Below are 24,140 nucleotides of genomic sequence, written 5' to 3'. Positions count from 1 at the left end.
TGTCATAGCATTGACATTCCAAGGACAATCCGACGCTGTTGAAGACTTCCCCCTCACCCTAACCACTTCGCTGAGGTGGGGCGAGGGAAAAGAGAAAGAGCAGGGGAAATCTGCAACAACGCCGGACAAGCCCTGAGAGTGCCTCACTTTTTTAAAATGCATATTGATTAATCTTATTTTGCAATTTTTATAAGATTGTCATCCTCACGAAAGCGGGGATCTATCCTAAAAATTAGCACAATGCCTCATTTTTGCATGGATCCCCGCTTTCGCGAGGATGACGTATAAATAGTGAGGATCGATCAGGGACAAGCTGCGGAACTTCGGTCTTTATTCATCCAAAATTCCCGCACAATAGTTCTGAACATAAAGTTCATCATTCTAATGTGCGGTAAACTGCAGTTGTCCATCCTTATAAGTAACCTTTATAGTTTCTCCTGAACGGAATGTTCCATTTAATAAGGATTGAGCCAGTGGATTTTCCAGCTTTTGTTGAATTGTTCTTTTTAAAGGTCTGGCTCCATATACCGGATCAAAGCCTGCTTCAGCAAGATAGGCCAAAGCTTCTGGTGTAACTTCAAGATTGATATCTTGCTGTTTCAACCGATGATGCAGGTATGCTATCTGAATTTCAGCAATTTTGGCGATTTGTTCCTTGAGCAAGGAATGGAATACCACAGTTTCATCAATACGGTTAATAAACTCTGGGCGGAAATGTTGTCCTACCATCTCCATTACAGCCGATTTTATTTGATCGTAATCAAATTTGCTGCCCATCTCTTGAATCAACTGAGATCCTAAATTAGAGGTCATCACAATAACGGTATTACGAAAATCCACTGTACGTCCCTGACCATCAGTGAGACGACCATCATCCATTACCTGTAAAAGAATATTAAAGACATCGGTATGAGCTTTTTCCACTTCGTCCAGAAGAATTACGGAATAAGGTCTGCGTCGTACTGCTTCTGTCAAATATCCTCCTTCTTCATATCCTACATATCCTGGAGGAGCGCCAATTAATCGGGCTACAGAATGTTTCTCCATGAATTCAGACATGTCGATACGAATCATGGCTTCTTCAGTATCAAAAAGGAATGAGGCAAGAGCTTTACATAATTCTGTTTTTCCTACTCCGGTTGGCCCCAGAAAGAGGAAAGAACCAATGGGACGATTCGGGTCTGACAAACCGGCTCGTGACCTTCTAATTGCATTGGAAACAGCATCAACCGCCTCATTCTGTCCAATTAGTCTATTATGGAGGGCTTCTTCCATCTTAAGTAGCTTTTCTTTTTCGCCTTCCATCATTTTTGAAACGGGAATCCCGGTCCATTTTGAAACCACTTCGGCAACTTCATCTTCAGTTACTTTATTGCGTACTAACTTGGTTTCCACACTATCCAGAGCAGCGACCTGACTCAGTCTTTTTTCCAGTTCAGGGATTCGGCCGTACTGTAATTCCGACATTCTGCTCAAATCACCGGCTCTTCTGGCTGTTTCCATTTCAAGTTTGGCTTGTTCCAATGCTTCTTTAATCTGAGTGGAACCTTGCATGGTCGCTTTTTCGGCCTTCCAGATTTCCTCAAGATCAGAGTAGCTTTTTTCCAGTTCATCGATGCTGTGTTGTAAATCAACCAAACGTTTTTTGGACGCTTCATCATTTTCTTTTTTCAAAGCTTCTCTTTCGATTTTTAACTGGATTAATCGTCTGTCCAGCTTATCCATGCTTTCGGGCTTGGAGTCTATTTCCATACGGATTAAACTTCCCGCTTCATCAATCAAATCAATCGCTTTGTCAGGTAACTGACGGTCACTGATGTATCGATGAGACAGTGTTGCTGCAGCAACTATCGCTGGATCAGTAATTTCAATCCCATGATGTACTTCATATCGTTCCTTTAATCCTCTGAGGATCGCTATAGTATCCTCAACACTGGGCTCATCAACGAGCACTTTTTGGAATCGACGCTCAAGCGCTGCATCTTTTTCAATATATTGTCTGTATTCATCAAGGGTTGTAGCACCAATGCAATGAAGTTCACCACGAGCCAGGGCTGGTTTAAGCATATTTCCTGCGTCCATTGCACCTTCAGCTTTACCAGCGCCCACCATGGTATGTATTTCATCTATAAATAGAATAATCTGGCCTTCCTGTTTCGACAGATCATTGAGTACTGCTTTCAGCCGTTCTTCAAATTCTCCACGGAATTTTGCTCCAGCGATCAACGCGCCCATATCCAGAGAAAGCAATCGTTTATCTTTCAACCCCTCTGGAACTTCTCCATTGATTATTCGTTGAGCTAATCCTTCGACTATCGCTGTTTTACCAACGCCTGGTTCACCGATGAGAACCGGGTTATTTTTGGTTCTTCTTTGCAGAACCTGAATGGTACGACGGATTTCATCATCACGACCGATGACCGGATCCAGTTTCCCTTGTTCAGCTCGTTCAGTCAGATCCAGAGTGTATTTTTCAAGGGCCTGGCGTTGCTCTTCAGCGTTCGCGTCATTTACTGTTTCGCCGCCTCTTAAATCATCAATGGCTTTCTCAATGGATTTTATGTCTCCACCAGCCTGTTTTAACATTTTAGCGAGCGAACTGTCCTCAGTAATTGCCGCGAGAACAAATAATTCACTGGATATAAAATTGTCTTTTCGTTGTTGAGATAGTTTATCCGTTAGATTAAGCAGTCGATTGAGGGCATTTGATATATGTATGTCTCCGCCAGTGCCTGATACTTTAGGTAATTTTTCCAATGCCTGATCTAACAGAGTTCTTAAGAGCGCGATATTGACTCCTGCTTTAGTGAGCAGGGGTCTACAGCTACCTCCCTGTTGATCCAATAAAGCTTTCATTAAGTGTTCAGGTTCTATAAATCCATTATCTCTACCTAGCGCCAATGACTGGGCATCGGCCAAAGCCATTTGAAATTTTGAAGTTAGTTTGTCCATTCGCATAGCTTCACCTTTATAGTTATTTTAGGGTATTATTTCATTTCTTACTGCCGTAAAATGGGGACAGTTTTAATTTTTTCAAGAGCTTAAAATGAATAATGATTTAACTGATTCTAATGTAGATTCGCAAACTTTGCTTAATCAAATTGTTCTTGATTATATGAAAGAAAAAAAGAGAAAGCGCAGATGGCGATGGATTTCACGAACTCTGTTTGTTCTTATTATAGCTTATATAGGTTATAAAATTGTCTCATACAGCAGTGATAGCACGGGTACGAATATTAAAGCTCATGTCGGTTTAATCGATCTGAATGGTGAGATTTTTGATTCAAAGAACGTAAACTCGGATAATTTTGCCAAAGGAATGCAAAGCGCTTATAAAAATAAAGGATTGAAGGCTTTGATTCTCAGGATTAACAGTCCTGGCGGCAGCCCTGTTCAAGCTGAGTATATGTATAACACCATCAAGTATTATCAAGCCCGATATCCCAACATCAAAATCTATTCTGTCTGTGTGGATATGTGTGCTTCAGCCGCTTATTATATTGCTGTAGGCGCTGACAGTATTTATGCCAGCCCCTCAAGTCTGGTGGGATCTATAGGCGTATTATACAATGGATTTGGTTTCGTTGATGGTATGGAGAAAATCGGAGTAACACGAAGATTGGTTACTTCGGGTTCTAATAAAGGATTTTTAGATCCGTTTTCACCGATTACTGATACTCAGAAACAAAAATTGCAAACCATGCTCGATATCATTCATCAACAATTTATCAATCGGGTGAAAGAAGGAAGAGGCAGCCGTTTGCATATTGATGAAGACACGTTTTCTGGCTTGTTCTGGACAGGTGAGCAGGCACTGGCAAATGGTTTGATTGACGGTTATGGCAGTAGTGGCCAGGTGGCGCGTGAAATTATCAAAATCGATAATATTATTGATTACACTCAAAAACAAAATTTGTTTGAACGAGTAACTCAAAATATTGGTACTGCCATGGCAGATGAATTACCTTTAAGTTTTGGAATTAAACCAGGTTTTAAGTAAGAGTTGTTGCCAATTTCTATAGTGCTGTTTAGCGATGTGTTTCTGAACGATCTGTCATACTCGCGAAAGCGGGGATCCATGCAACAATGTGGGAAAGAGCAAATTTTATGGGCGGATCTCTTCATTCGCGAAGATGACACTATGAGGATGTGTTGACATTTCCGATATAGACGTTGCGAGACGTTGGAAATAAATTAATGAATTGTCAACTCACCCTCATTTAATCGTATTATTTCAATGCGGGAGCAATGGTCTGTAACAGTGATTTGAATACTTTAGGAGTTCCAGCAACCACATCACCGTTTTGCAGAAAATCTTCTCCGCCATGAATATCGCTAATTAAACCACCTGCCTCTCTAATTAATAGAGAGCCTGCTGCGATATCCCAGGGGCGTAAACCCAATTCCCAGAATCCATCAAGACGACCACTGGCAACATAAGCTAAATCAAGAGCGGCAGAACCGGTTCTTCTAACACCTGCGCATTTACCCATTAAGGCTTCAAAAGTCGGTAAATATCTTTGAGCCAGACTGAGGTTACGGAAGGGCACACCGGTTCCAAGGAGTGATGCGCTCAATAGCGTTTGTTTGGACACTCTGATTCGTCTATCGTTTAATCGAGCACCGCGTCCTCTGCTGGCAGCATAACATTCATGACGTAATGGATCATAAATTACACCGTGTTCAATTCTGTTTTTAATTTTTAACGCAATGGAAACGGAGAAAAATGGAAATCCATGTAAATAATTGGAAGTACCATCTAGTGGATCAATAATCCAGACTGATTCACCATCACCCTCCTGGAAACCACTTTCTTCTGCGAGAATTCCGTGTTCTGGATAAGCTTTATGGATTGCATTAATAATGCTTTGCTCTGCCTTTATATCCACTTCGCTAAAATACTCTTGACTGTTTTTAGCTGTAATCTTCAAACGGTCCACTTGTTCCATGTGTCGGATAATGATTTCGCCGGCTTGACGTGCTGCACTGACTGCTATATTTAAAAGTGGTTCCATGGATATACTCTTTATCTACAAAATCAGCAATTCTACCACAAATTTTTTGTACATAGAGAAGTCCAATCAATAAATGCTGTGATATAGTTAGAGAAAGTATTAAATATAAGTTTTTTTTATGAAGTTAAGTTCAATTCGTATTGTTTTAGTTGCAACCTCACATCCAGGAAATATAGGCTCAACAGCACGTGCCATGAAAACCATGGGCTTAAATTCCCTCTATCTGGTCACACCCAAGTCATTTCCAGATTATAAAGCAAAGGAAATGGCAGCTGGGGCAGATGATATATTAGAAACAGCCGTAGTGACCCATACTTTAGAGGAAGCCCTGAGTGGATGTCAGTTGATTCTGGCAACCAGCGCGAGACCGAGAGGTCTTTCCTTGCCAGGGTTACTTCCTGTTTCAAGCGCAGAGCTGATTGGCCGGCAATCTGATAACACTCAGGTTGCAGTTGTATTTGGCAGAGAACATGCAGGACTTACAAATGAAGAGTTATTGAAATGTCATTATCATATCAATATTCCAAGTAATCCTGAATACAGTTCACTTAATTTGGCACAGGCAGTTCAGATTATTGCCTATGAAATACGAATGAATCTGTTATCACCAAAAGCGGAGGTTTCATCACGGACTGATGAATATGCGACTGCGGATGAAATTGAACAGTTTTATGATCATTTAAAAGATGTATTTATTGAAATTCAATTTTTGAAAGCAGCTAATCCCCGAAAATTAATGCAACGTGTTCGGAGATTATTTAATCGGGTTATCTTGGAAAAAATGGAAGTCAGCATTTTACGGGGGATGTTGAGTCAGGTTCAAAAATCTCTGGAATGGGCTGGCAAAAAGAACAGGAGTGATATTGATGTCTAATTTGCCAATATATTTGGATTATATGGCTACTACACCCGTAGATCCCAGAGTTATAGAACAGATGATTCGCTATTTAGGCCCAGATGCTCATTTTGGTAACCCTGCTTCCTCTACACATATTTATGGCAAGACAGCTGCCATGGCCGTTGAACGAGCTCGTTTGCACATTGCAGATGCAGTAAACGCATCAGCACAAGATATAGTATTCACCTCTGGTGCCACAGAGTCTGATAATCTGGCGATTTTAGGTGCAGCGAGATTCTATAAAAATAAGGGAATGCATCTCATCACCATGAGTACTGAACATAAAGCAGTGCTTGACAGCTTTCATCAATTAGAAAAAGAAGGTTTTCAGGTTACTTATCTTCAACCTGAGCCTGATGGTTTACTCGATTTAAAAAAACTTGAAGTTGCACTCAGAGAAGATACCATTTTAGTATCCATTATGCATGTAAATAATGAAATCGGCGTGATTCAGGATATCGCGGCAATTGGTGAATTATTGAAAAACAAAGGCATCATTTTTCACGTTGACGCAGCGCAAAGTGCAGGGAAGTTAGCCATCAATTTAGGTACGCTTCCTGTAGATTTAATGTCCTTTTCTGCACATAAAATGTATGGACCAAAGGGGATAGGGGCTTTATACGTTCGACATAAACCGCGAATCAGATTACAGCCTCAAACCTTTGGTGGTGGCCATGAAGGTGGTTTGCGCTCTGGTACACTGGCTACTCACCAGATAGTAGGTTTTGGAGAAGCGTTTGCGTTGGCGGAACAGGAACGTGAAGAGGAGCAGGCCCGTCTCCTGTCTTATCGACAGCAATTATGGGCTGGCGTCAGGCATTTAGCTGGAATTCAATTAAATGGTAATGAGGATATGCGTATCGCCGGGAACCTGAATATGTCTTTTTCGGGATTGGATGGGGATGCTTTATTATTAGCATTGAGGGAGTTGGCTATTTCTACTACTTCAGCCTGTACGTCGGCAAGCATACAACCTTCGTATGTCCTTAGAGCTATTGGTCTGACTGATGATATGGCGCAAAGCTCCATCAGATTATCTATAGGACGATTTACTACAAAAGAGCAAATTGAAAAGACGATATCAGTAATTTGCCATCAGGTGAATCGATTGCGTGAAATGTTACCAATATGATATATAATAAAATAGTGCAGGATTGTTTTTTTCAACCTAGGCATGTTGGAGTTATTGATTTAGCAGAACCGTTGGTTAGTTATTATAGAATTGAACAGCAAAAGCCGACAGCGATTATTGATTTATACATTCAATGTTCACCTATTGGATTGATCAGTAAGGCGTGTTTCAAGGCGAATGGAAATCCTTTTATTATTGCCGCTATGGAATGGTTGTGTCGAAGGGTTGAAGGCACTGATGTATTGAAACCAGAGTCCGTTAATTATCAGTTGTTAATTAATGAGTTGGAAATTCCGATAAGTCAATATCCTGTTGCTTTACTCATAGAAGATGTTTATAAAGAGAGCTTGAAATTGATAAAGAAGAAACTTGAGGGGTATGAATCATGAGCGTGGTGATGCAACACGTCAGCAATGTTGATCCGGGGATTACTTTAACTGATTCCGCAATTAAGCACCTGGTCTCCTATTTGAATAAAAACCCTGATAATCGTGGTGTGCGATTGTCTGTCAAAAAAACAGGTTGTTCAGGTCTGTCTTATGTAGTGGATTATGTAAAATCACCATTGGAAGGGGATGTTGTGATGCCTCTGTCTGGTGATTATTTAATCTGCATCGATAAGTCCAGTGTTCCTTTTCTTAAAAATATGCATGTTGATTATGTCAAGCAGGGATTAAATTATAAGTTTATTTTTAATAATCCTAATCAAACGGGCCAGTGTGGTTGTGGAGAGAGTTTTACTGTTGTTTGAAGACTCCTAAGTTTTAAATTAAGTACTTCATGCCAGCATTGGTCTAACATAGAATGCGTATCGTGTTCTATGCCCATCTTTTTTGTTAAAAAACATCTTGTCATATGATGCGCCAGGCTTATAAAGGGAGAAAAGCTAACGTGTATGAATTAAGATTTTATAAAAGTGGATATTTGGTAAAACCATCTATAGACCTCAGTTTTGAGTATCCTGTTAAGGATAACTATTACTATATAGGGGAGCGTGATACTGATTGCATCAGAGGTTTAATCATTGATCGGCACAGTAAACATACAGTAACCCTGTTGGCCTTGCCTCTCATAACATGCAGCGCCTATATTTTTTCATTTTCAAATTATGATGGTGTTGAAAAAGCAATTATATATCATACGACCTCTATTGGTCCTAAACATGCCGGATGGATTGCTTCGCAAATCGCTTCTGAAACTGATTTGTCGACTGTATCTATCATTATAGCAACTCCTGCAGATGACCTGATTAATCCTGACAGTGGTGCAAATTTAATTGATATCAGCGAGGATCATTCGGTGTATTTACAAAAAGTGGGCTTCACGGGCAAAGTTCAGATTCTGTTTGGTTGTAATAATTATATAATTAACAGCAAAGGCAAACATGGGTGTGGTAAATGTACCTATGATTTGGTTTTTCATAAAGCAACACGATTTGAGGCGTATGCTGATCACCAGGAGGAAGAACAGGGCCTTGATGAAAACCAATGTACTTGTCTGCTCCTTTGAATTGCCAATCACCTTTAAATATATCTTTAATTTCAGCGGCGATATTAACTAAAAACATTGATTTTCATTCACACCTTGTGAGGTATCCTCAAGAACAGGTCATAAGGCGTTATTATTACTTTTAAGAATAGTCAATATGAAAAAAAAATAATGAATTTTTTTTAAAACTTATTAAATGACTATTTTATTAAATAAATCATACAATTATTTTAACAATCCTTTCGAAAATGATACAATAAATCTTCTTAATATTTCCTTAAGAAATGAATATCATTGAAACAATGTTTACACTCTTTGAGATATTTGTTATTATATCGGTCATGGTGTTCGGTGCGTGGATCTGCCGAACATAATATATTATTCATTATTTTGTACTAGGAGATTAAAATGAATGCAGTTATGCAAGAAGTGGTTCAAGGTAACGAAGCACTGTCGCATCAAGTTATTAGTGCAGTAAAAGGTTATTTAACCAGCGTTGGTAATAAGGATGCTAATTTAAATTTATATCAATTAATTGTAGAAGAAGTAGAAGCTCCTTTATTTCGCACAGTTATGGAACTAACACGTTACAACCAATCAAAAGCTGCTCGAGTTCTTGGTGTTAGCCGCGGTACTTTACGCACCAAATTGAAGCGTTATTTTGATGATGAATTTATTGGAACTCGTGATTTCTAATTTGGATATTTATTATCTGGATACAGCACTTCTTTATTAGTTTTCAGTATTTATTCATCGGTATATGTGGTCTTTGGCTAAGCACTCTGCTACTATTGATAACAGAGTCGGTCAGGCAATCGCTCTTTGTTTCGACAAAGGGAGGAAAGTCCGGGCTCCAAAGGGCAGGGTGCCAGGTAACTCCTGGGAGGTGTGAACCTACGGAAAGTGCCACAGAAAATATACCGCCCGCTTGTTCTTCTTTTTGAGGCTGGTCCTTAAATTGATTAGAGCAAGCGGGTAAGGGTGAAATGGTGCGGTAAGAGCGCACCGCGCGATTGGCAACAGTCGTGGCAGGGAAAACCCCACCCGGAGCAAGACCAAATAGGAATCCAGTTGACTGCAAAGTCATATCGTGCGGCCCGCACGGGATTCGGGTAGGTCGCTTGAGGCGTACGGTGACGTGTGTCCCAGATGAATGATTGTCCGCGACAGAACCCGGCTTATCGACCGACTCCATTTTACACATCATATAGTTTTTATACCTCACAAAATTGCCTGTACCAGTAGTAAAGGTCTCGCGTCCTGATGTTTGAGTATTCGTCTTTTGATGTAACATAAAAACCTTTTAAACAACGCTTCGTATTGATCTAAATATTCTTAATTCTGACTGAATCGAGTTACTATTCGATAAACTTGTAATCCACTAAACGATTCAATCAAAATGTTTTGGTACTTTTGATTAATTCAATTAATGTGCTGTTAACGTAGGATGTAATCCTTCTGTTGAATCTTCATCCAGAACAGACAGATCTGAAGGCTCAGTCTGCTCTGAGTGATCCCACTCGTTTAGCTCATCATTATTTAATTCTTTTTCATATCTCCTGGTATTTAAATTCCATGGAGTCTTATCATAATATACGTTTTCAATTTCGATATCTGAATTGATCTTAAAGTAATTCATTAAAAATAGGATAATTTTTTGAAATATATTCGCCTGGTTTGCTTCCAGATAATTAAACGCATTTATTGCTTCTGGAGTTTCAGTAATCTGAGTAATATTGCATGTATCGATAGCAACTCTATTTGGAGTAATATCAACTTCGACTCTAGCGCTTAACTGGGGCTTAGCGGTGGATTTGGTAATATCTCGCCAACTAGCCAAATAGATAAGTTTCACTCGTTGATTATTTTTTACTTCAATATTGAGATTGTAATCAGAAGTTAAATAAAACGGATGTTCACTACCTGCAAATAAAGCATTGAAGGCAGAACCCAGGCCAAAGTGTATTCCAGCTTTATTTTGTAATATCAGAGACAGTATTTTGTTTTGAAACGTAGGATCAGAAATACCCCGCAGTTCCAAACTAGCTCTGAAGTTATCGATTGTGATTTGATGTTCCTGGTTAACCAGCTGCTTTAATTCTGGAAATACAGCATATGAGTCAGATCTTCCTATTTCTGTTTCATCATCTGAACTAAAATCATTAATTATGTCCTCTTTTTTAAATTTGAGGACTATATTATTCATCTGTTTAATTTTGCCAAAAAAATCTGAGGGCTTACTCGTTTTGGTAGAGTAAATTAAATTTAAAGATCGGTTTCTCATTTTTATTACCCCTCGATACTGCTTTAGTTAAGATTATATCGAACTCACATTAACTCAATATTAAGTGCTTTATGGTAACAAAAGTGAATAGAGCAGATAGGGTGATTAGGTCGTGAAAGCAATGCCCGACATGGAATTTTTATGTCGGGCGTTGTTAGAATTATGCAGGATTGTCAGTGAGTGCCAAGATGTTTTTTAACTAAGTTATTGATTTGCTCTGGATTGGCCTGACCCTTGGTCTGTTTCATTATTTGACCGACAAAAAAGCCCAGTAGTTTTTCTTTGCCTGCTTTATATTCTGCTGCCTGATCTGGATATTGGTGAATGATTTTTATGATCAGTTCTTCCAGAGCAGCACTATTATCCATTTGCTGATACCCTTCACGCTGTATTATGGCGTCAACATCATCTTTGCCATCCCAGAGTTTGGTGAAGATAGATTTCGCTATATTGGAGGAAATTGAATTATCCTGGATTTTATCCAATAACGCAGCCAAGGTTTTTGCTGAAATTGGCAGGGTATCAAAAGACAAACCATGTTCATTGAGCGAAGCAGCATACTGTCCTTTTAACCAGTTAATAATTAATTTATCAGTACTTTTGGTGTGTGATTTTATAGTCTTATAAAATTGATATGCTTCAGGGGATGATAATATAAAATTTATATCCTCATCATTTAATGAGGGAATATCATTTAATTCCCGGATAATTTTTTCGGGTAAGTCAGGTAAACTGTTTTTAATTTCAGCTATTTGAAATCGAGTAACCTGTATGGGTAATAAATCAGGATCAGGAAAATATCGATAATCGTTTTCATTCTCCTTATCCCTCATCGTATGCGTTGAATTCGTATCAGGATTATAAAGACGAGTTTCCTGAATTATTTTTTGACCACTTTCAAGTACATCCTGATGTCTGGAGCGTTCAAAGGCGATTGCTTTTTCAATAAATCTGAATGAGTTCAGGTTTTTGAGCTCCGTTCTGGTGCCCAGAACTTTGGAGCCTTTGGGTTTAATGGAGAGATTGACGTCGCATCTGAAAGAGCCTTCTTGCATATTACCATCGCAAATACCCAGAAATCTCACGAGTTGATGAAGTGTTTTTAAGTATTTAATTGCCTCTTCTGCTGAATACAGGCAGGGAGCTGTAACAATTTCTAGTAGGGGTGTACCCGCGCGATTTAAATCAATCCCTGTATAATTATTGTGAGCTTCATGCAAGGATTTTCCTGCGTCTTCTTCCAGGTGAGCACGAACAATGTCTACAATTTTATGACTGCCATCATCAAGCTGGATCTTTAATTGTCCATTGCTGACTATAGGTTTTTGAAATTGGCTGATTTGATAACCTTTAGGTAAGTCAGGGTAAAAATAATTTTTTCTTTCGAATATGGATAAATCATTGATATCCGCATTGATCGCCAATCCTAATTGTATCGCCATAACCACTGCTTGTTGGTTTAATACAGGCAATACTCCAGGTAATCCAGAGTCAATAAAACAGGTATGTGAGTTAGGTACTGCGCCAAAAGCAGTAGATGCGCCTGAAAATAATTTGGATTTTGTTTTTAATTGAGCATGTACTTCAAGCCCAATTACGGTATCCCATTCCATAAATCACCCTATGTTGTTTGGGCTGGACAAATGCCAGCTGGTATGTTGTTGGTATTGATGGGCTATGTTAAGCAGGTGACCTTCACTAAAGTGTTTACCCATTAACTGCAACCCGATGGGTAATCCATTATCAAACCCTGTGGGTATTGAAAGAGCTGGTAATCCAGCCAGGTTAGCCGCTACAGTAAATACATCTGCAAGATAATTTTGAATCGGGTCGGCAATTTTCTCCCCCAGTTTAAACGCACAGGTTGGTGTGGTCGGGCCAAGGATAACGTCTACTGAATTCAAGGTTGTCATTAATTCTTCCTGAATTAACCGTCTGATTCTCTGTGCTTGAACATAATATGCGTCAAAATATCCAGCGGAAAGAACATGGGTGCCGGTGAGGATTCTGCGTTTTACTTCTGCGCCAAAGCCTTCACTGCGTGAATGAGTTATTAACTCCATGAGGCTGTTTGATTTCTTACTTCTGTGACCAAAACGTATCCCATCATAACGAGACAGATTGGATGATGCCTCCGCGCATGCGAGGACATAATAACAAGGAACCCATAATGGTTGCAGTTTCAGGTCCATTTCAACAATGTGCGCTCCAAGGCTTTTAAATACCTCGACTGCTTCCAATATGGCATGCTGAATTCCTGCATCAACTTCTGGCTGAAAGAAACAGGATGGTAGACCAATTCGTAATGCATGCAATGGCTTATTAATTTCAGCACTATAATCCGGGAGAGAATGATCAACTGAAGTAGAATCCCTATGATCGAAACCAGCCATTGCCTGTAAAATCAACGCAAGATCCTCTGCACTTTTCGCTAAAGGTCCTGCTTGATCCAGACTTGATGCGTAGGCGACCATACCGAAACGCGAGACTAATCCATATGTTGGTTTAATTCCGCTGATTCCGCAAAATGCGGCTGGTTGTCGTATGGAGCCTCCTGTATCAGAACCAATAGCGTAGGACACGAGACCTGCAGCGACAGCCGCAGCTGAGCCACCCGATGAACCACCGGGTACGCGTTCGTTATCCCAGGGGTTTTTTACTGCCCCAAAATAACTGTTTTCATTCGCGGATCCCATGGCGAATTCATCCATGTTGGTTTTGCCTATCAGTATCGCTCCATGTCCTTTTAATTTTGTTGCTATGGTCGCTTCATAAGGAGCTTTGAAGTCTGCCAACATTCTGGAGCCGCAGGTCGTCGTCATGGTTTGGGTACAGAAGAGATCTTTAAGTGCCATAGGAATTCCTGTCAGCACGCTGCCTTGACCCATTTTTATTAATTGATCTGCCAGTTGCGCTTCAATGAGCGCTTGATCTGCGTCAACACTGATAAATGCATTAAGATGCTGATTTGTCTGGATTTTATTAATGCAATTCTGCGTCAGTTCGACACTGCTTACTTCTCCGTTACGGAGGGCTTTGGAGAGTTGGTTCAGAGAAAGTTGTTCCATGATTATTTACCGGATTCTATAACTTTAGGGACTAAATACAGATTGTCTTCAAACATGGGGGCAATTGCTTCCAGTTCAGCGATACAATCCTCTTCTGTAACTTCATCAGTTCTTAAGCGTTGATGCAGTGCGAAAGGATGAAAAAGTGGGGCTACTTCAGTGGTATCAACTGCCCGAAGTTGATCCACAAAATCCATTATTGAGCTAATTTCCTGAGTTAATTGGGTTGAATGTTCAGCATCAATTTCCAAATAAGCCAAACGCGCAATTTTTTCTAAATCCTGGGTCGAGATAGTCATAATGGCATCCAAATCGAAAGTTCCCCATTATAGCGAGATTGTAATGAAAATGAAGTCTTGGAGTCATTGGAAAACGAATTATATAGATTAGAACTCACTATGTGCCGATTCAGTACTTTGCTGGATTCTTCATAATAGGAATTTTACCTATTATCAGGACTGTTGAACGATTTAATAAATCACTTTCTTGCAGAAGGATTTAATTAAAGTAGAATGAATAGCAGTTCATTATTATAGAGTGTTACAACCATGTTACAGCATTATAAAACCCAAGGGGGTGTTCATGTCGAGTTTTCTCAACATTCTCTGGATTATCGTCAGGGAATAGAGTCATTGCTTGAACGCATCGATTCTCATCGAGGCGCATTGTTTGCCTCAAGTTTTGAGTTTCCTGGGCGTTATACCTGTTGGGATATTGGATTTTATAACCCTCCACTAGCGATAGTATGTAAACAGAATTTAATTAAAATAGAAGCGTTAAATCAGCGTGGGGAAGTTTTATTGGCTTTTCTTCATCCTTTATTAACAGCGCAGGATAATCTGGAAATAAGCATCAATACGAATGTTTTATGCCAACTCACAATTAAATCAACTGATAGGGTATTCAGTGAAGAGGAGCGAAGCCACCAACCCTCAGTATTTAGTGTTATCCGATTAATTCTGGCGTTTTTTAAATCGGAAGAGGAGCACTATCTGGGATTATATGGTGCATTTGGTTTTGATTTAATTCACCAATTTGAACAATTAACCCAACATAAAAAAAGAGACGATGCTCAAAGAGAAATGGTGATCTATTTACCTGATGAAATTTATATTGTAAATCACCGTAAAGAAGAGGCCTTTTTAAGGCGTTATGACTTTCAATATCAAGGTAAATCAACAGAGTCTCTAGCTCGAGATGGAGTTTATTCACCCTATAAGTCACCGAATAAACCTCTAAAGGAGTGTGATCATGCTCCTGGGGAATACGCTCAGGTTGTTGAGAAGGCGAAGGAACGCTTTGCTTGTGGCGATTTATTTGAAGTGGTGCCCAGCCAGACTTTTTACACCCATTTTACTGATCAACCTTCTTCATTATTTAGTAAAATGCGCCGTACCAATCCATCTCCTTATGGTTTTTTCATTAATTTGGGTGAAGGAGAATATCTGGTCGGAGCATCACCCGAAATGTATGTACGAGTACAAGGCAGGCGAGTAGAAACCTGTCCTATCTCGGGGACTGTTAAACGAGGTGCTGATGCTATTGAAGACGCACAGAACATTCAGTTTTTATTGGATTCTGAAAAGGAAGAATCTGAATTGACCATGTGTACTGACGTCGATCGCAATGATAAATCACGCATATGTGAAGCAGGGAGTGTCAAGGTTATTGGACGACGTCAAATCGAAGTGTATTCACGGCTTATCCATACTGTAGATCATGTTGAGGGCATTTTAAGGGAAGAGTTTGATTCCGTGGATGCTTTTTTAACGCATATGTGGGTGGTTACTGTAACAGGCGCTCCAAAGATTTGGGCGATGAACTTTATAGAACAGCATGAAAAATCACCTCGGAAATGGTATGCAGGTGCGGTAGGCTGGTTTGGTTTTGATGGCAATTTAAATACGGGCCTGGTATTACGTACAGTGCGAATCGAAAAAGGTATTGCTGAGGTCAGGGTAGGGGCTACTTTACTTTATGATTCAGTTCCCGAGTCAGAAGAACAGGAAACTCGCTTGAAAGCTTCCGCTTTTCTGGATCTTCTGAGAAATTCTGAGCCACAACTTAATAAAAATGTCCTATCATTCCCTCAGACAGGCAAGAATAAAAAAGTATTGCTTATTGATCACCAGGATTCTTTTGTTCACACTCTGGCGAATTACCTTCGTCAGACAGGGGCTTCAGTAAGTACTATTCGTTATGATAATGCACTAAGCTATTTACAAAATAGTAAGTACGATTTGGTGGTTTTATCACCTGGACCAGGAAGACCTGCTGATTTTAATTTATCGGCCACCATTCAGGACATCATCAATCGCGGCATTCCATTATTTGGTGTCTGTCTCGGGCTGCAAGGAATTGTGGAACACTTCGGCGGAACTTTGGATGTGCTCGATTATCCCATGCATGGAAAATCATCCCAGATCACTATTTTAAAATCGGATGGTTTATTTAATGGCATGGGTCATTCAATTAAAGCAGGAAGATATCATTCTCTTTATGCCCGATTAGCAGCAATGCCAAAAGAATTATTGGTTACCGCAATGAGTGATGACGGGGTAGTCATGGCTATTAGTCATCAACATCTGCCGGTGCACGCAGTGCAGTTTCATCCAGAAACCATTCTGTCTTTAACCCATCAGGCTGGTCTTAGAATTATTACTAATTTAATGGATATGGTGAAATGAAATGGGCAAAAAAATACTGATTCTTTATGCTGTATCCATCGTTTTAGGGGTGATAACCGGTACTATAGCATCCTTGTTTCAGTTAGCTATTGCCGGCCTGGTATCCTTAATGAATTCATTTTATGGTGTAGTCAGTGCTCATGGTTGGCCTGAAGGATTAATTTCTGCGCTGGTGACTATGATGATGGTTCTGCTGGCTTTTTTAATGGTTAAATTCGTTGCTCCAGAAGCTTCGGGTAGCGGAGTTCCTGAAATAGAAGGTACTTTGCTTCATATTCGCCCAATATTTTGGAAGCGTTTAATTCCGGTAAAGTTTTTCGGTGGAATTTTGTCTATATCTGCAAATATGGTTATGGGACGTGAAGGCCCTACGATACAGATGGGCGGAAATCTGGGGGACATGTTGGGTGATTTACTTCGGCTCCCACGTGAGAGACGAGATACTTTAATTGCTGCGGGATCTGCCGCCGGTCTTGCTGCAGCATTTAATGCACCGCTTGCTGGTGTATTATTTGTTATGGAAGAAATGCGTAATCAATTTAATTATTCATTTACCAATTTTAAAATGGTTATTATTTGTTGTGTTATGGCAACGATTACCTTACATGCGATTATTGGGCCAGATCCAGCAATTAAAATGCAATTATTTGAATTACCCAGTTTGAGTGCTTTGTGGTGGTTTTGTTTGTTTGGCATTGTAGTGGGATTCGTGGGTATCGCGTTTAATTTAGTGTTAATGGGAACACTTCGTCTACTGGATACTCTTCATCCCAGGAATAAAATGATCTATGTGCTGATTGTTGGATTTTTAGTAGGATATCTGGCCTATATTCATCCTCAAATGGTCGGTGGTGGTTATGACATTATTAATCAGGCGCTGACCATGTCTCCTGCATTCGGTGTTTTATGTTTATTAATAGTTATCCGATTTTTTACAACGATGATGTCTTATTCTACAGGCATCCCCGGAGGAATTTTTGCCCCGATGCTTGCTTTGGGAACCTTGCTGGGTTTGGCTGCTTACCATTTATTTGGATATTTTAGTATTGATACATCAATACATCCGGGGATGTTTGCTGTTGCAGGAATGGGGGCTTTGTTCGCTGCCTCAGTACGTTCTCCAATAACCGGCGTCGTATTGGTTGTAGAAATGACCCAAAATTATTCATTAATACTGCCTTTGATGATTACTTGCATCACGTCAACAACAATAGTGCAATTAATGGGTAATGAACCCATTTATACGCAATTGCTGGAGCGAACTTTAAAGCTTGGTTCAAAGACTGAAGAAAAGAAAGTTGATATGTCTGAATAATTGTGTTCATTTTAGGGTTTGAAGATCATTCCAATTTTGACGTCCCGCGGCTTGTCCCTGAGAGATCCTCACAAAATTGAAGCATCTTATAAGTGCCTACGTACCGCGCTTTATGCGCGGTATCCATAGTGATGGTAGTGCTATGCAAATACTGTTTTCCTTAGGAGCAAAGCCTGGATACCGCGCATAAAGCGCGGTACGTCGATTTTTAATTATAAATCAATTGGTTACGCTCACATTTTGTGACCATCTCTCAGTGCTTGTCCGCGGTATCCACTATGATGCTAGATCCGTTCCTTATCTCTGGATACCGCGGACAAGCCGCGGTACGTAGACATTGTCGGATGTAAAGTAAAACTCAGGACAAATTGGAAGTCCTCGTTTTAGCGAGGATGACATATAAAATGTGTCGTTAGTTCAGGAACAAATAGCTGGAGATTGATAATTAATTGATGACGGGTTTAGACATCCTTTTAATGTTGAATCAATACCACTTTAATCAATAAGAACCACTATTTTTCCAAAGTGTTTTCCTTCTTGCATGCGTTCATGTGCCTGTTCAATTTGATTGAAATGAAATTCCGAATCTATTATTGGTTTGAGAGTAAGGTTTTGCAGATGATTAAACCAGTTTTGATGCGCTAATCTCCATAATCTGGCTTTTTCTTTAACACTTTGTGCTCTCAATACAAATCCAATGATTTGCAACCTTTTACGCATTATCAGAGCCAGGTTGCATTCAACGCTGCTTCCTTTCAAGCAGGCGATTTGTACTAATTTTCCTTTGGGCTTTAATAAATGAAGATGCTTGTTAAAATAATCCCCACCTATAAAATCTATAATTAAACTAATGCTGTGATCTTCAATTAAATTTTCAAAATCATTTTCTTTATAATTTATTACTAAATCAGCTCCCAATTCCAGTGCCTTTTGTCGCTTGCTCTCGTCTCCAATAGTGGTAATTACTTTTGCTTGGCTGAGTTTGGCCATTTGAATTGCCAAAGAAGCGATGCCACTTCCTGCGCCATGAATCAATAAAGTGTGTCCCTTTTTTAAAGAACCCAGATCAAAAAGAGTCGCATAGACAGTGGTTAAAGCCTCAGGAATAGCCGCTGCCATAGAATAGTTCCACTGTGCGGGGATACAATGAGCTAATGAAGACTCAACAGCACAATAGCTTGCATAGCCTCCACTGCCAACCAGTCCATATACTCTATCTCCAGGTTTAAACTGTTTTACATTGGCTCCAATTGCAATCACTTCTCCTGCCACTTCGAGACCTGGAATATCTGATTCACCGGTAGGAGGCGGATATTTGCCTAAACGTTGCATTAAATCGGCTCTGTTTAATGCGGTAGCATGGACTTTAATGAGTATTTGATTTGGAGAGAATGCAGGTTTGGCTCCCTCAGTCATAATTAATTGACTGTGTGAACCTGGATTTTCTATATGAATATATCGCAAAAAATATCTCCCTTTGTGAACCTAAGATCTTAATAACCCTGAGAAACGTCATTCCGAATGCAATGAGAACTCTCTCGAACGTAGTGCTGTGCCTGCATTTGGAGATCCTTTACTGCGCTCTGAGTGACGAAATTCCCGCATGAATAGAGAAGTTGCTTATGAACACTCTAACTCAATGATACTAATATTAATAATTTATACTATATTATCGTTATTAGCGCTCGCAAATTGATTCAAAATAGCTATATAATCTTTATTTAGAGAGTTGTAATTATTATTACATCATTTACCGCTCCATGGTTGGCTAATGGCTAAATTTAATCACCAAAGTTTCTATGCTTGGCTATTTATAGTACCGCAACTTTTTATCACAGTAGTGTTTTTTATTTGGCCTGCTTGTGGCGCATTGGTTCAGTCATTTTACTATACTGATGCCTTCGGCTTGCATCAGCATTTTGCAGGTTTAAGCAATTTTTCAGATCTGTTTGATGATCCCAGCTATGTTAAGGCAGTTTGGGTTACCTTTATTATCGCAATCAGTGTTACAGCAATTACAATGAGTCTTGGTTTATTGATGGCTACGCTAGTTAATAACAGAGTCAAAAGTCAGGGTGTATATAAATCTTTGTTAATTTGGCCTTATGCTATAGCTCCGGCAGTTGCAGCCATACTCTGGCGCTTCCTGTGTCACCCGACTTTAGGTTGGATGACTCATTTTTTAAATGCAATAGGAATTCATTTTGATTATGTAAATAATGCGAATCAAGCATTGCTGGTTGTAATTTTAACAGCAAGCTGGCAACAATTCAGTTACAATTTTTTATTTTATTTTGCTGCCTTAAAAGCCATCCCTCAAACCTTAATTGATGCCGCGATAATGGATGGTGCTTCTTCCTGGCAACGATTTGTGCAGATTATACTTCCTTTATTATCTCCAACGACCTTCTTTCTCTTAATTATGAATTTAATATATGGTTTTTTTGATACATTTGGGATAATTCAGGTAATGACGCATGGTGGACCAGGGAATAGCACAACCAACTTGATTTATAAAGTATATGAGGATGGATTTGAAGGAATGGATCTGGGAAGTTCATCAGCCCAATCGGTGTTATTGATGGTCATTGTAATTCTCGTTTCATTAGTTCAATTCAAATATCTTGAAAAAAAGGTACATTACGAATGAGCCATTTAAATCGCTTCTTCTCTCATGGTCTTTTATGTGTTTTTATTCTTTTTATGTTATTACCTTTATACCTTGCAATAGTTGCCGCCAGTCATGAAGGTTCTGCTATGATGCAATCCCAGCTTCCTTTACTACCCGGCACTTCTTTTTTTAAAAATCTGAAACTGGTTTTAACTGAAGGAATGGCTGTTACTGGGGGCGAACCAATTACCGTGATGCTTTTGAATAGTCTGCTCATGGCTTTTGGTATTGCTTTTGGAAAAATTATATTGGCTTTAGGATCTGCCTTTGCTTTGGTTTACTTTGATTTTCCTTTTAAAAAATCATGCTTTGCACTTATTTTTGCAACAATGATGTTGCCTGTTGAAGTCAGAATAGTTCCTACTTTTCAGGTTGTGGCATCATTCGGATTATTGAATTCATTTACTGGATTATCTCTGCCATTATTAGCATCAGCTACAGGTACATTTTTGTTCCGTCAATTTTTCAAAACTATTCCCAAGGAACTGGTTGATGCCGCAAAACTCGATGGCGCAGGGCCAGTGCGATTTTTCTTTGACATTGTATTACCGCTATCCCGTACTCAAATTTCCGCTTTATTTGTCATATTATTTGTATATGGATGGAATCAGTATCTCTGGCCTCTGGTAATTACTACAGAAACCAAAATGGCCACTATAGTTATGGGCATTCGTTATCTTGCCGGTGTCGCCGATCAAGTTCCTGAATGGCATTATATTATGGCCGTTGCGCTTATCGCTTTAATTCCACCATGCATGATCGTCATGTTAATGCAGCGTTGGTTTGAAAAAGGATTAAAATAACTATGGCTACAGTCGATTTAATTGAAGTCACTAAAAAGGTAGGAACAACATCCATTTTGGAACAACTGACAGTCAGTATCAAAAAGGGTGAGTTTATGGTGGTTGTTGGACCATCGGGTTGTGGAAAATCGACATTATTACGACTAATTGCTGGTCTGGATAATTTAAGTTCTGGAACAATACGGATCAATAACCAATGTGTAAACGACATCCCGGCAGCCCAAAGAGACATGGCGATGGTATTTCAAAACTACGCCCTCTATCCGCATATGACGGTATTCGATAACATGGCCTATGGATTAAAAATGCGGCGGCTGAGCAAATTTGATATTAATCAGCGAGTTAGAGATGTCGCCAAATTACTGCATCTGACACCGTATCTTGAACGAAAACCTCAGGAGCTTTCTGGTGGCCAAAAACAAAGGGTGGCTATGGGGAGAGCCATAGTACGATCACCTTCCGTTTATTTATTTGATGAACCACTATCCAATTTAGATGCCAAGTTACGTACCGAAATGCGTCATGAAATAAAGAAACTGCATCAACAATTCAACACAACCAGTTTATATGTTACTCATGATCAAACCGAAGCAATGACTATGGCAGAACGCGTATTAGTATTGAATCAGGGAGTAGTCGAACAACTTGGTACGCCGCAGGAATTGTATCAAACTCCTGCAACTGAGTTTGTTGCAGGATTTACCGGTCACTATCCGATTAATTTCTTTACTGGTATTTTTAACAAAGGCTCGAAGACTATTCAGACTGGATTGGGAGTTGATTTTCCTGCTCCAAAATGGATAGAAACTATAGAGGACAATGCTGCGCTTACTTTGGCTGTCAGGCCAGAACATATCCAACATTCCAGTGAAAACAATACACATTCCATAGCACTAAAGATTGAATTTATAGATGATATGGGCGCGGACAAACTGATTCAGGCAAAAAGTATTCATAATGGAGAGCGTATTAATTTACGTTTACCTGCTGATTATTCATTTCCTGATGGACAAATCTTTGTAGAGTTACCTAAAATGAAATTACATGTTTTTCATCAAAAATCTGGTAAGCGTATTGGAGAATGGTGTGGCGAAAATTAAAGATAAAAATAAATTAAAACCTTTTGATGCTCCGGTCTACAGCTACTGGTCAGCACTTTATATGTCCTTTTATTCAAAGAGATTATATATCGATGTAGGGAAACGTTGGCGAGGAATCGGGCTACTTTATCTTTTATTAGCTATCTTGATTGGCGCTATTCCTTACTCTTTAAAAATGAGCGCTGAATTTAATACTGATTTTCATAATCAGATGATAGCACCGATACTCTCGTTGCCTACTATTTATATTCAAAATGGAGAGCTCAATTTCGATAAACCAATGCCTTATTTCATTAAAAATGATAAAGGACTTGTATCTGTTATCATCGATTCAACAGGAACCGTAACTGAGTTTACCAAGGAATACCCTTATCTGACCTTGCTTATTAATAAAGATAAAATGTCGATTAAAATTCCTTCTCCTTCAATAATGGCTATTGGTACTGATCAAACAATCAGAGGACCTGTAATTGTCCAGCCTTTTGATAAAGGCATGAATATGATGTTTGATGGTAAAAGCATCATTAATAGCAGTTCCATATATGGTTTAAAATATGCGGCACAATTAATGATTTATCCCGTAGTTGTTGCAATTTTTTACTCTTTGTTGGTGGTTTTTTTCCTTGTTCTGGCTTTTTTGGGACAGGTTTTTTCAAGAATATTTTTCTCATTTAAACTAAAATTTAGCCAATCTTGTCGTTTATTTATGGTATCGGCTACCCCAATGCTGCTTGTCTTGATGATGTTTATCACCTTGAATGCCATATTCTATGGATTTGGATTCATTTTATTGGCTTTGATTGGTGTTTATTTCAGTTTTGCGATCAGATCATTACGCTCTGACAGTAAGAAAATGGTGTCATGATGAAGGAGTTAATCCATTTTGCTCATGGAAATGGATTTCCTTCATTATGCTATAAGCAATTTTTAGATCAGTTGGCTGTCCGTTTTGATTTGTGCTACGTGGACAGGATTGGGCACAATCCAGATTATCCTGTGACTGAAAATTGGCATAATCTGGTAGAGGAGGTTATTGCCAGTATTGAACAGCAAGCGAATCAAAAGGTGATTGCAGTGGGTCATTCTTTAGGAGGAGTTTTAAGCTTGTTGGCGGCGATTGAGCGACCTGATTTATTTAATGCAGTGGTATTACTTGATTCACCTTTAATTGGTCCAATTAAATCGAGTATGGTTCGGTTGGCAAAAGCTTTAGGTGTTATTGACCGGGTGACACCAGCTTATAGAACAAAAGGCAGAAGGGTTTATTGGCAAGATCATGATCAATTGCTTCGATATTTGAAAACAAGAGATTTATTTAAATCATTCACGGATGACTGTATAAATGATTACATCACGTACGGTCTGGATTTAAAAGAAGATGGTTATTATTTGAAATTTGACAGGCATATTGAATATCAAATATATAGAACGATCCCGCATGTTATTCCCAGTTTTGAAGGGAGGTTAATGGTTCCAGCTGCTTTACTGTATGGAGATAAGAGTACTGTTGTTGATCGTCTGGATGTACGTTATATGCGGAAACACTTTCATATAAAAAGTTTTAAAACCAAGGGGACACATTTATTTCCAATGGAACACCCAAAGTCTGTTGCTAAGCAGGTTATTGAGGCTATAGATGCTATACTTCTAAGATAACCACAAGTTACTTTTAATTGGCT

21 protein-coding genes and 1 other RNA gene are annotated in these 24,140 nt (G+C 39.3%); 15 read left to right on the top strand and 7 right to left on the bottom strand.

Annotated elements, in window-relative coordinates; genetic code table 11:
- Nucleotides 1–381: 381 nt before the first annotated feature.
- Entirely contained in the window at nt 382–2,958 is a 2,577-nt protein-coding gene (clpB, locus tag Lqua_RS06895) for an ATP-dependent chaperone ClpB (RefSeq protein ID WP_058473536.1), read from the bottom strand.
- 88 nt (nt 2,959–3,046) lie between these two features.
- On the opposite strand from clpB, the gene Lqua_RS06890 reads away from it, so the two are divergent.
- Nucleotides 3,047–4,000, top strand: coding sequence for a S49 family peptidase (locus Lqua_RS06890; protein ID WP_058473535.1), 954 nt, complete (start codon nt 3,047–3,049; stop codon nt 3,998–4,000).
- A gap of 229 nt (nt 4,001–4,229) precedes the next feature.
- Here the strand turns inward: Lqua_RS06890 and Lqua_RS06885 are convergent, their stop codons facing one another.
- On the bottom strand, nt 4,230–5,015 hold the full coding sequence (locus tag Lqua_RS06885; RefSeq protein ID WP_058473534.1) for an inositol monophosphatase family protein: 786 nt from the start codon (nt 5,013–5,015) through the stop codon (nt 4,230–4,232).
- Between the two features lie 118 nt (nt 5,016–5,133).
- On the opposite strand from Lqua_RS06885, the gene trmJ reads away from it, so the two are divergent.
- From trmJ to rnpB, 7 genes are all read left to right on the top strand, one after another.
- Nucleotides 5,134–5,889, top strand: a complete 756-nt coding sequence (trmJ, locus tag Lqua_RS06880; RefSeq protein ID WP_058473533.1) for a tRNA (cytosine(32)/uridine(32)-2'-O)-methyltransferase TrmJ — start codon at nt 5,134–5,136, stop codon at nt 5,887–5,889.
- The gene (locus tag Lqua_RS06875; protein WP_058473532.1) at nt 5,882–7,045 is read left to right on the top strand and encodes an IscS subfamily cysteine desulfurase; all 1,164 of its coding nucleotides are present in this window, start codon (nt 5,882–5,884) and stop codon (nt 7,043–7,045) included. Before trmJ ends, Lqua_RS06875 begins: the two co-directional genes overlap by 8 nt.
- Nucleotides 7,042–7,434, top strand: a complete 393-nt coding sequence (locus tag Lqua_RS06870) for an iron-sulfur cluster assembly scaffold protein (protein WP_172459531.1) — start codon at nt 7,042–7,044, stop codon at nt 7,432–7,434. Before Lqua_RS06875 ends, Lqua_RS06870 begins: the two co-directional genes overlap by 4 nt.
- Nucleotides 7,431–7,796 carry a HesB/IscA family protein gene (locus tag Lqua_RS06865; RefSeq protein ID WP_058473531.1) on the top strand — a complete coding sequence of 122 codons (366 nt, stop codon included), beginning with the start codon at nt 7,431–7,433 and terminating at the stop codon, nt 7,794–7,796. Before Lqua_RS06870 ends, Lqua_RS06865 begins: the two co-directional genes overlap by 4 nt.
- A 140-nt stretch (nt 7,797–7,936) precedes the next feature.
- Complete coding sequence (locus tag Lqua_RS06860; RefSeq protein ID WP_058473530.1) at nt 7,937–8,554, top strand: hypothetical protein; 618 nt, start codon at nt 7,937–7,939, stop codon at nt 8,552–8,554.
- Nucleotides 8,555–8,941: 387 nt separating this feature from the next.
- Nucleotides 8,942–9,229, top strand: coding sequence for a helix-turn-helix domain-containing protein (locus tag Lqua_RS06855; RefSeq protein WP_058473529.1), 288 nt, complete (start codon nt 8,942–8,944; stop codon nt 9,227–9,229).
- Nucleotides 9,230–9,332: 103 nt separating this feature from the next.
- Nucleotides 9,333–9,730: RNase P RNA component class A (gene rnpB / locus Lqua_RS08085), an RNA gene on the top strand.
- A 229-nt stretch (nt 9,731–9,959) separates the two neighbouring features.
- Here rnpB and Lqua_RS06850 read toward each other — a convergent pair.
- From Lqua_RS06850 to gatC, 4 genes are all read right to left on the bottom strand, one after another.
- Nucleotides 9,960–10,817 carry a hypothetical protein gene (locus tag Lqua_RS06850; RefSeq protein WP_058473528.1) on the bottom strand — a complete coding sequence of 286 codons (858 nt, stop codon included), beginning with the start codon at nt 10,815–10,817 and terminating at the stop codon, nt 9,960–9,962.
- Nucleotides 10,818–10,990: 173 nt separating this feature from the next.
- On the bottom strand, nt 10,991–12,430 hold the full coding sequence (gatB, locus tag Lqua_RS06845; protein WP_058473527.1) for an Asp-tRNA(Asn)/Glu-tRNA(Gln) amidotransferase subunit GatB: 1,440 nt from the start codon (nt 12,428–12,430) through the stop codon (nt 10,991–10,993).
- A 3-nt stretch (nt 12,431–12,433) separates the two neighbouring features.
- The gene (gene gatA / locus Lqua_RS06840; protein ID WP_058473526.1) at nt 12,434–13,885 is read right to left on the bottom strand and encodes an Asp-tRNA(Asn)/Glu-tRNA(Gln) amidotransferase subunit GatA; all 1,452 of its coding nucleotides are present in this window, start codon (nt 13,883–13,885) and stop codon (nt 12,434–12,436) included.
- A gap of 2 nt (nt 13,886–13,887) precedes the next feature.
- Nucleotides 13,888–14,184: an Asp-tRNA(Asn)/Glu-tRNA(Gln) amidotransferase subunit GatC gene (gene gatC / locus Lqua_RS06835; RefSeq protein WP_058473525.1), complete on the bottom strand. Its 297-nt coding sequence runs from the start codon at nt 14,182–14,184 to the stop codon at nt 13,888–13,890.
- Nucleotides 14,185–14,433: 249 nt separating this feature from the next.
- On the opposite strand from gatC, the gene Lqua_RS06830 reads away from it, so the two are divergent.
- Together Lqua_RS06830 and clcA are read left to right on the top strand one after the other, a co-directional pair.
- Nucleotides 14,434–16,572: an anthranilate synthase component I gene (locus Lqua_RS06830; protein WP_058473524.1), complete on the top strand. Its 2,139-nt coding sequence runs from the start codon at nt 14,434–14,436 to the stop codon at nt 16,570–16,572.
- 1 nt (nt 16,573) lies between these two features.
- The gene (clcA, locus tag Lqua_RS06825; protein ID WP_058473523.1) at nt 16,574–17,887 is read left to right on the top strand and encodes a H(+)/Cl(-) exchange transporter ClcA; all 1,314 of its coding nucleotides are present in this window, start codon (nt 16,574–16,576) and stop codon (nt 17,885–17,887) included.
- A gap of 495 nt (nt 17,888–18,382) precedes the next feature.
- Here clcA and Lqua_RS06820 read toward each other — a convergent pair whose 3' ends face one another.
- A complete protein-coding gene (locus Lqua_RS06820; RefSeq protein ID WP_058473522.1) occupies nt 18,383–19,351 on the bottom strand; it encodes an NAD(P)H-quinone oxidoreductase in 969 nt (322 codons plus the stop codon).
- Between the two features lie 307 nt (nt 19,352–19,658).
- On the opposite strand from Lqua_RS06820, the gene Lqua_RS06815 reads away from it, so the two are divergent.
- Genes Lqua_RS06815 through Lqua_RS06795 form a run of 5 tightly spaced genes read left to right on the top strand, consistent with a single transcriptional unit; the run spans nt 19,659 to nt 24,117 of the window.
- Entirely contained in the window at nt 19,659–20,537 is an 879-nt protein-coding gene (locus tag Lqua_RS06815; protein WP_058473521.1) for an ABC transporter permease subunit, read from the top strand.
- A complete protein-coding gene (gene ugpE, locus Lqua_RS06810; protein WP_058473520.1) occupies nt 20,534–21,361 on the top strand; it encodes a sn-glycerol-3-phosphate ABC transporter permease UgpE in 828 nt (275 codons plus the stop codon). Before Lqua_RS06815 ends, ugpE begins: the two co-directional genes overlap by 4 nt.
- Before the next feature lie 2 nt (nt 21,362–21,363).
- On the top strand, nt 21,364–22,461 hold the full coding sequence (locus tag Lqua_RS06805) for an ABC transporter ATP-binding protein (RefSeq protein ID WP_058473519.1): 1,098 nt from the start codon (nt 21,364–21,366) through the stop codon (nt 22,459–22,461).
- Nucleotides 22,406–23,326 (top strand): DUF1189 family protein, encoded by a 921-nt coding sequence (locus Lqua_RS06800; RefSeq protein ID WP_058473518.1) that lies wholly within the window; start codon nt 22,406–22,408, stop codon nt 23,324–23,326. Before Lqua_RS06805 ends, Lqua_RS06800 begins: the two co-directional genes overlap by 56 nt.
- Nucleotides 23,326–24,117 (top strand): alpha/beta fold hydrolase, encoded by a 792-nt coding sequence (locus tag Lqua_RS06795; protein ID WP_058473517.1) that lies wholly within the window; start codon nt 23,326–23,328, stop codon nt 24,115–24,117. Before Lqua_RS06800 ends, Lqua_RS06795 begins: the two co-directional genes overlap by 1 nt.
- The last annotated feature ends 23 nt before the right edge of the window (nt 24,118–24,140 follow it).

Source organism: Legionella quateirensis (assembly GCF_001467955.1).
Taxonomy (GTDB): Bacteria; Pseudomonadota; Gammaproteobacteria; order Legionellales; family Legionellaceae; genus Legionella; species Legionella quateirensis.
This window is presented reverse-complemented; position numbering and strand designations above follow the sequence as displayed.

What these genes read in the sequence shown, in the direction of transcription:
- gatB (WP_058473527.1), bottom strand. Translation starts at nt 12,430, where the DNA reads ATGGAATGGGATACCGTAATTGGGCTTGAAGTACATGCTCAATTAAAA.
- Lqua_RS06885 (WP_058473534.1), bottom strand. Translation starts at nt 5,015, where the DNA reads ATGGAACCACTTTTAAATATAGCAGTCAGTGCAGCACGTCAAGCCGGC.
- Lqua_RS06865 (WP_058473531.1), top strand. Translation starts at nt 7,431, where the DNA reads ATGAGCGTGGTGATGCAACACGTCAGCAATGTTGATCCGGGGATTACT.
- Lqua_RS06870 (WP_172459531.1), top strand. Translation starts at nt 7,042, where the DNA reads ATGATATATAATAAAATAGTGCAGGATTGTTTTTTTCAACCTAGGCAT.
- Lqua_RS06850 (WP_058473528.1), bottom strand. Translation starts at nt 10,817, where the DNA reads ATGAGAAACCGATCTTTAAATTTAATTTACTCTACCAAAACGAGTAAG.
- Lqua_RS06815 (WP_058473521.1), top strand. Translation starts at nt 19,659, where the DNA reads ATGGCTAAATTTAATCACCAAAGTTTCTATGCTTGGCTATTTATAGTA.
- Lqua_RS06830 (WP_058473524.1), top strand. Translation starts at nt 14,434, where the DNA reads ATGTTACAGCATTATAAAACCCAAGGGGGTGTTCATGTCGAGTTTTCT.
- gatA (WP_058473526.1), bottom strand. Translation starts at nt 13,885, where the DNA reads ATGGAACAACTTTCTCTGAACCAACTCTCCAAAGCCCTCCGTAACGGA.
- Lqua_RS06800 (WP_058473518.1), top strand. Translation starts at nt 22,406, where the DNA reads ATGTTTTTCATCAAAAATCTGGTAAGCGTATTGGAGAATGGTGTGGCG.
- Lqua_RS06890 (WP_058473535.1), top strand. Translation starts at nt 3,047, where the DNA reads ATGAATAATGATTTAACTGATTCTAATGTAGATTCGCAAACTTTGCTT.
- Lqua_RS06795 (WP_058473517.1), top strand. Translation starts at nt 23,326, where the DNA reads ATGAAGGAGTTAATCCATTTTGCTCATGGAAATGGATTTCCTTCATTA.
- Lqua_RS06875 (WP_058473532.1), top strand. Translation starts at nt 5,882, where the DNA reads ATGTCTAATTTGCCAATATATTTGGATTATATGGCTACTACACCCGTA.
- clcA (WP_058473523.1), top strand. Translation starts at nt 16,574, where the DNA reads ATGGGCAAAAAAATACTGATTCTTTATGCTGTATCCATCGTTTTAGGG.
- trmJ (WP_058473533.1), top strand. Translation starts at nt 5,134, where the DNA reads ATGAAGTTAAGTTCAATTCGTATTGTTTTAGTTGCAACCTCACATCCA.
- ugpE (WP_058473520.1), top strand. Translation starts at nt 20,534, where the DNA reads ATGAGCCATTTAAATCGCTTCTTCTCTCATGGTCTTTTATGTGTTTTT.
- gatC (WP_058473525.1), bottom strand. Translation starts at nt 14,184, where the DNA reads ATGACTATCTCGACCCAGGATTTAGAAAAAATTGCGCGTTTGGCTTAT.
- clpB (WP_058473536.1), bottom strand. Translation starts at nt 2,958, where the DNA reads ATGCGAATGGACAAACTAACTTCAAAATTTCAAATGGCTTTGGCCGAT.
- Lqua_RS06805 (WP_058473519.1), top strand. Translation starts at nt 21,364, where the DNA reads ATGGCTACAGTCGATTTAATTGAAGTCACTAAAAAGGTAGGAACAACA.
- Lqua_RS06855 (WP_058473529.1), top strand. Translation starts at nt 8,942, where the DNA reads ATGAATGCAGTTATGCAAGAAGTGGTTCAAGGTAACGAAGCACTGTCG.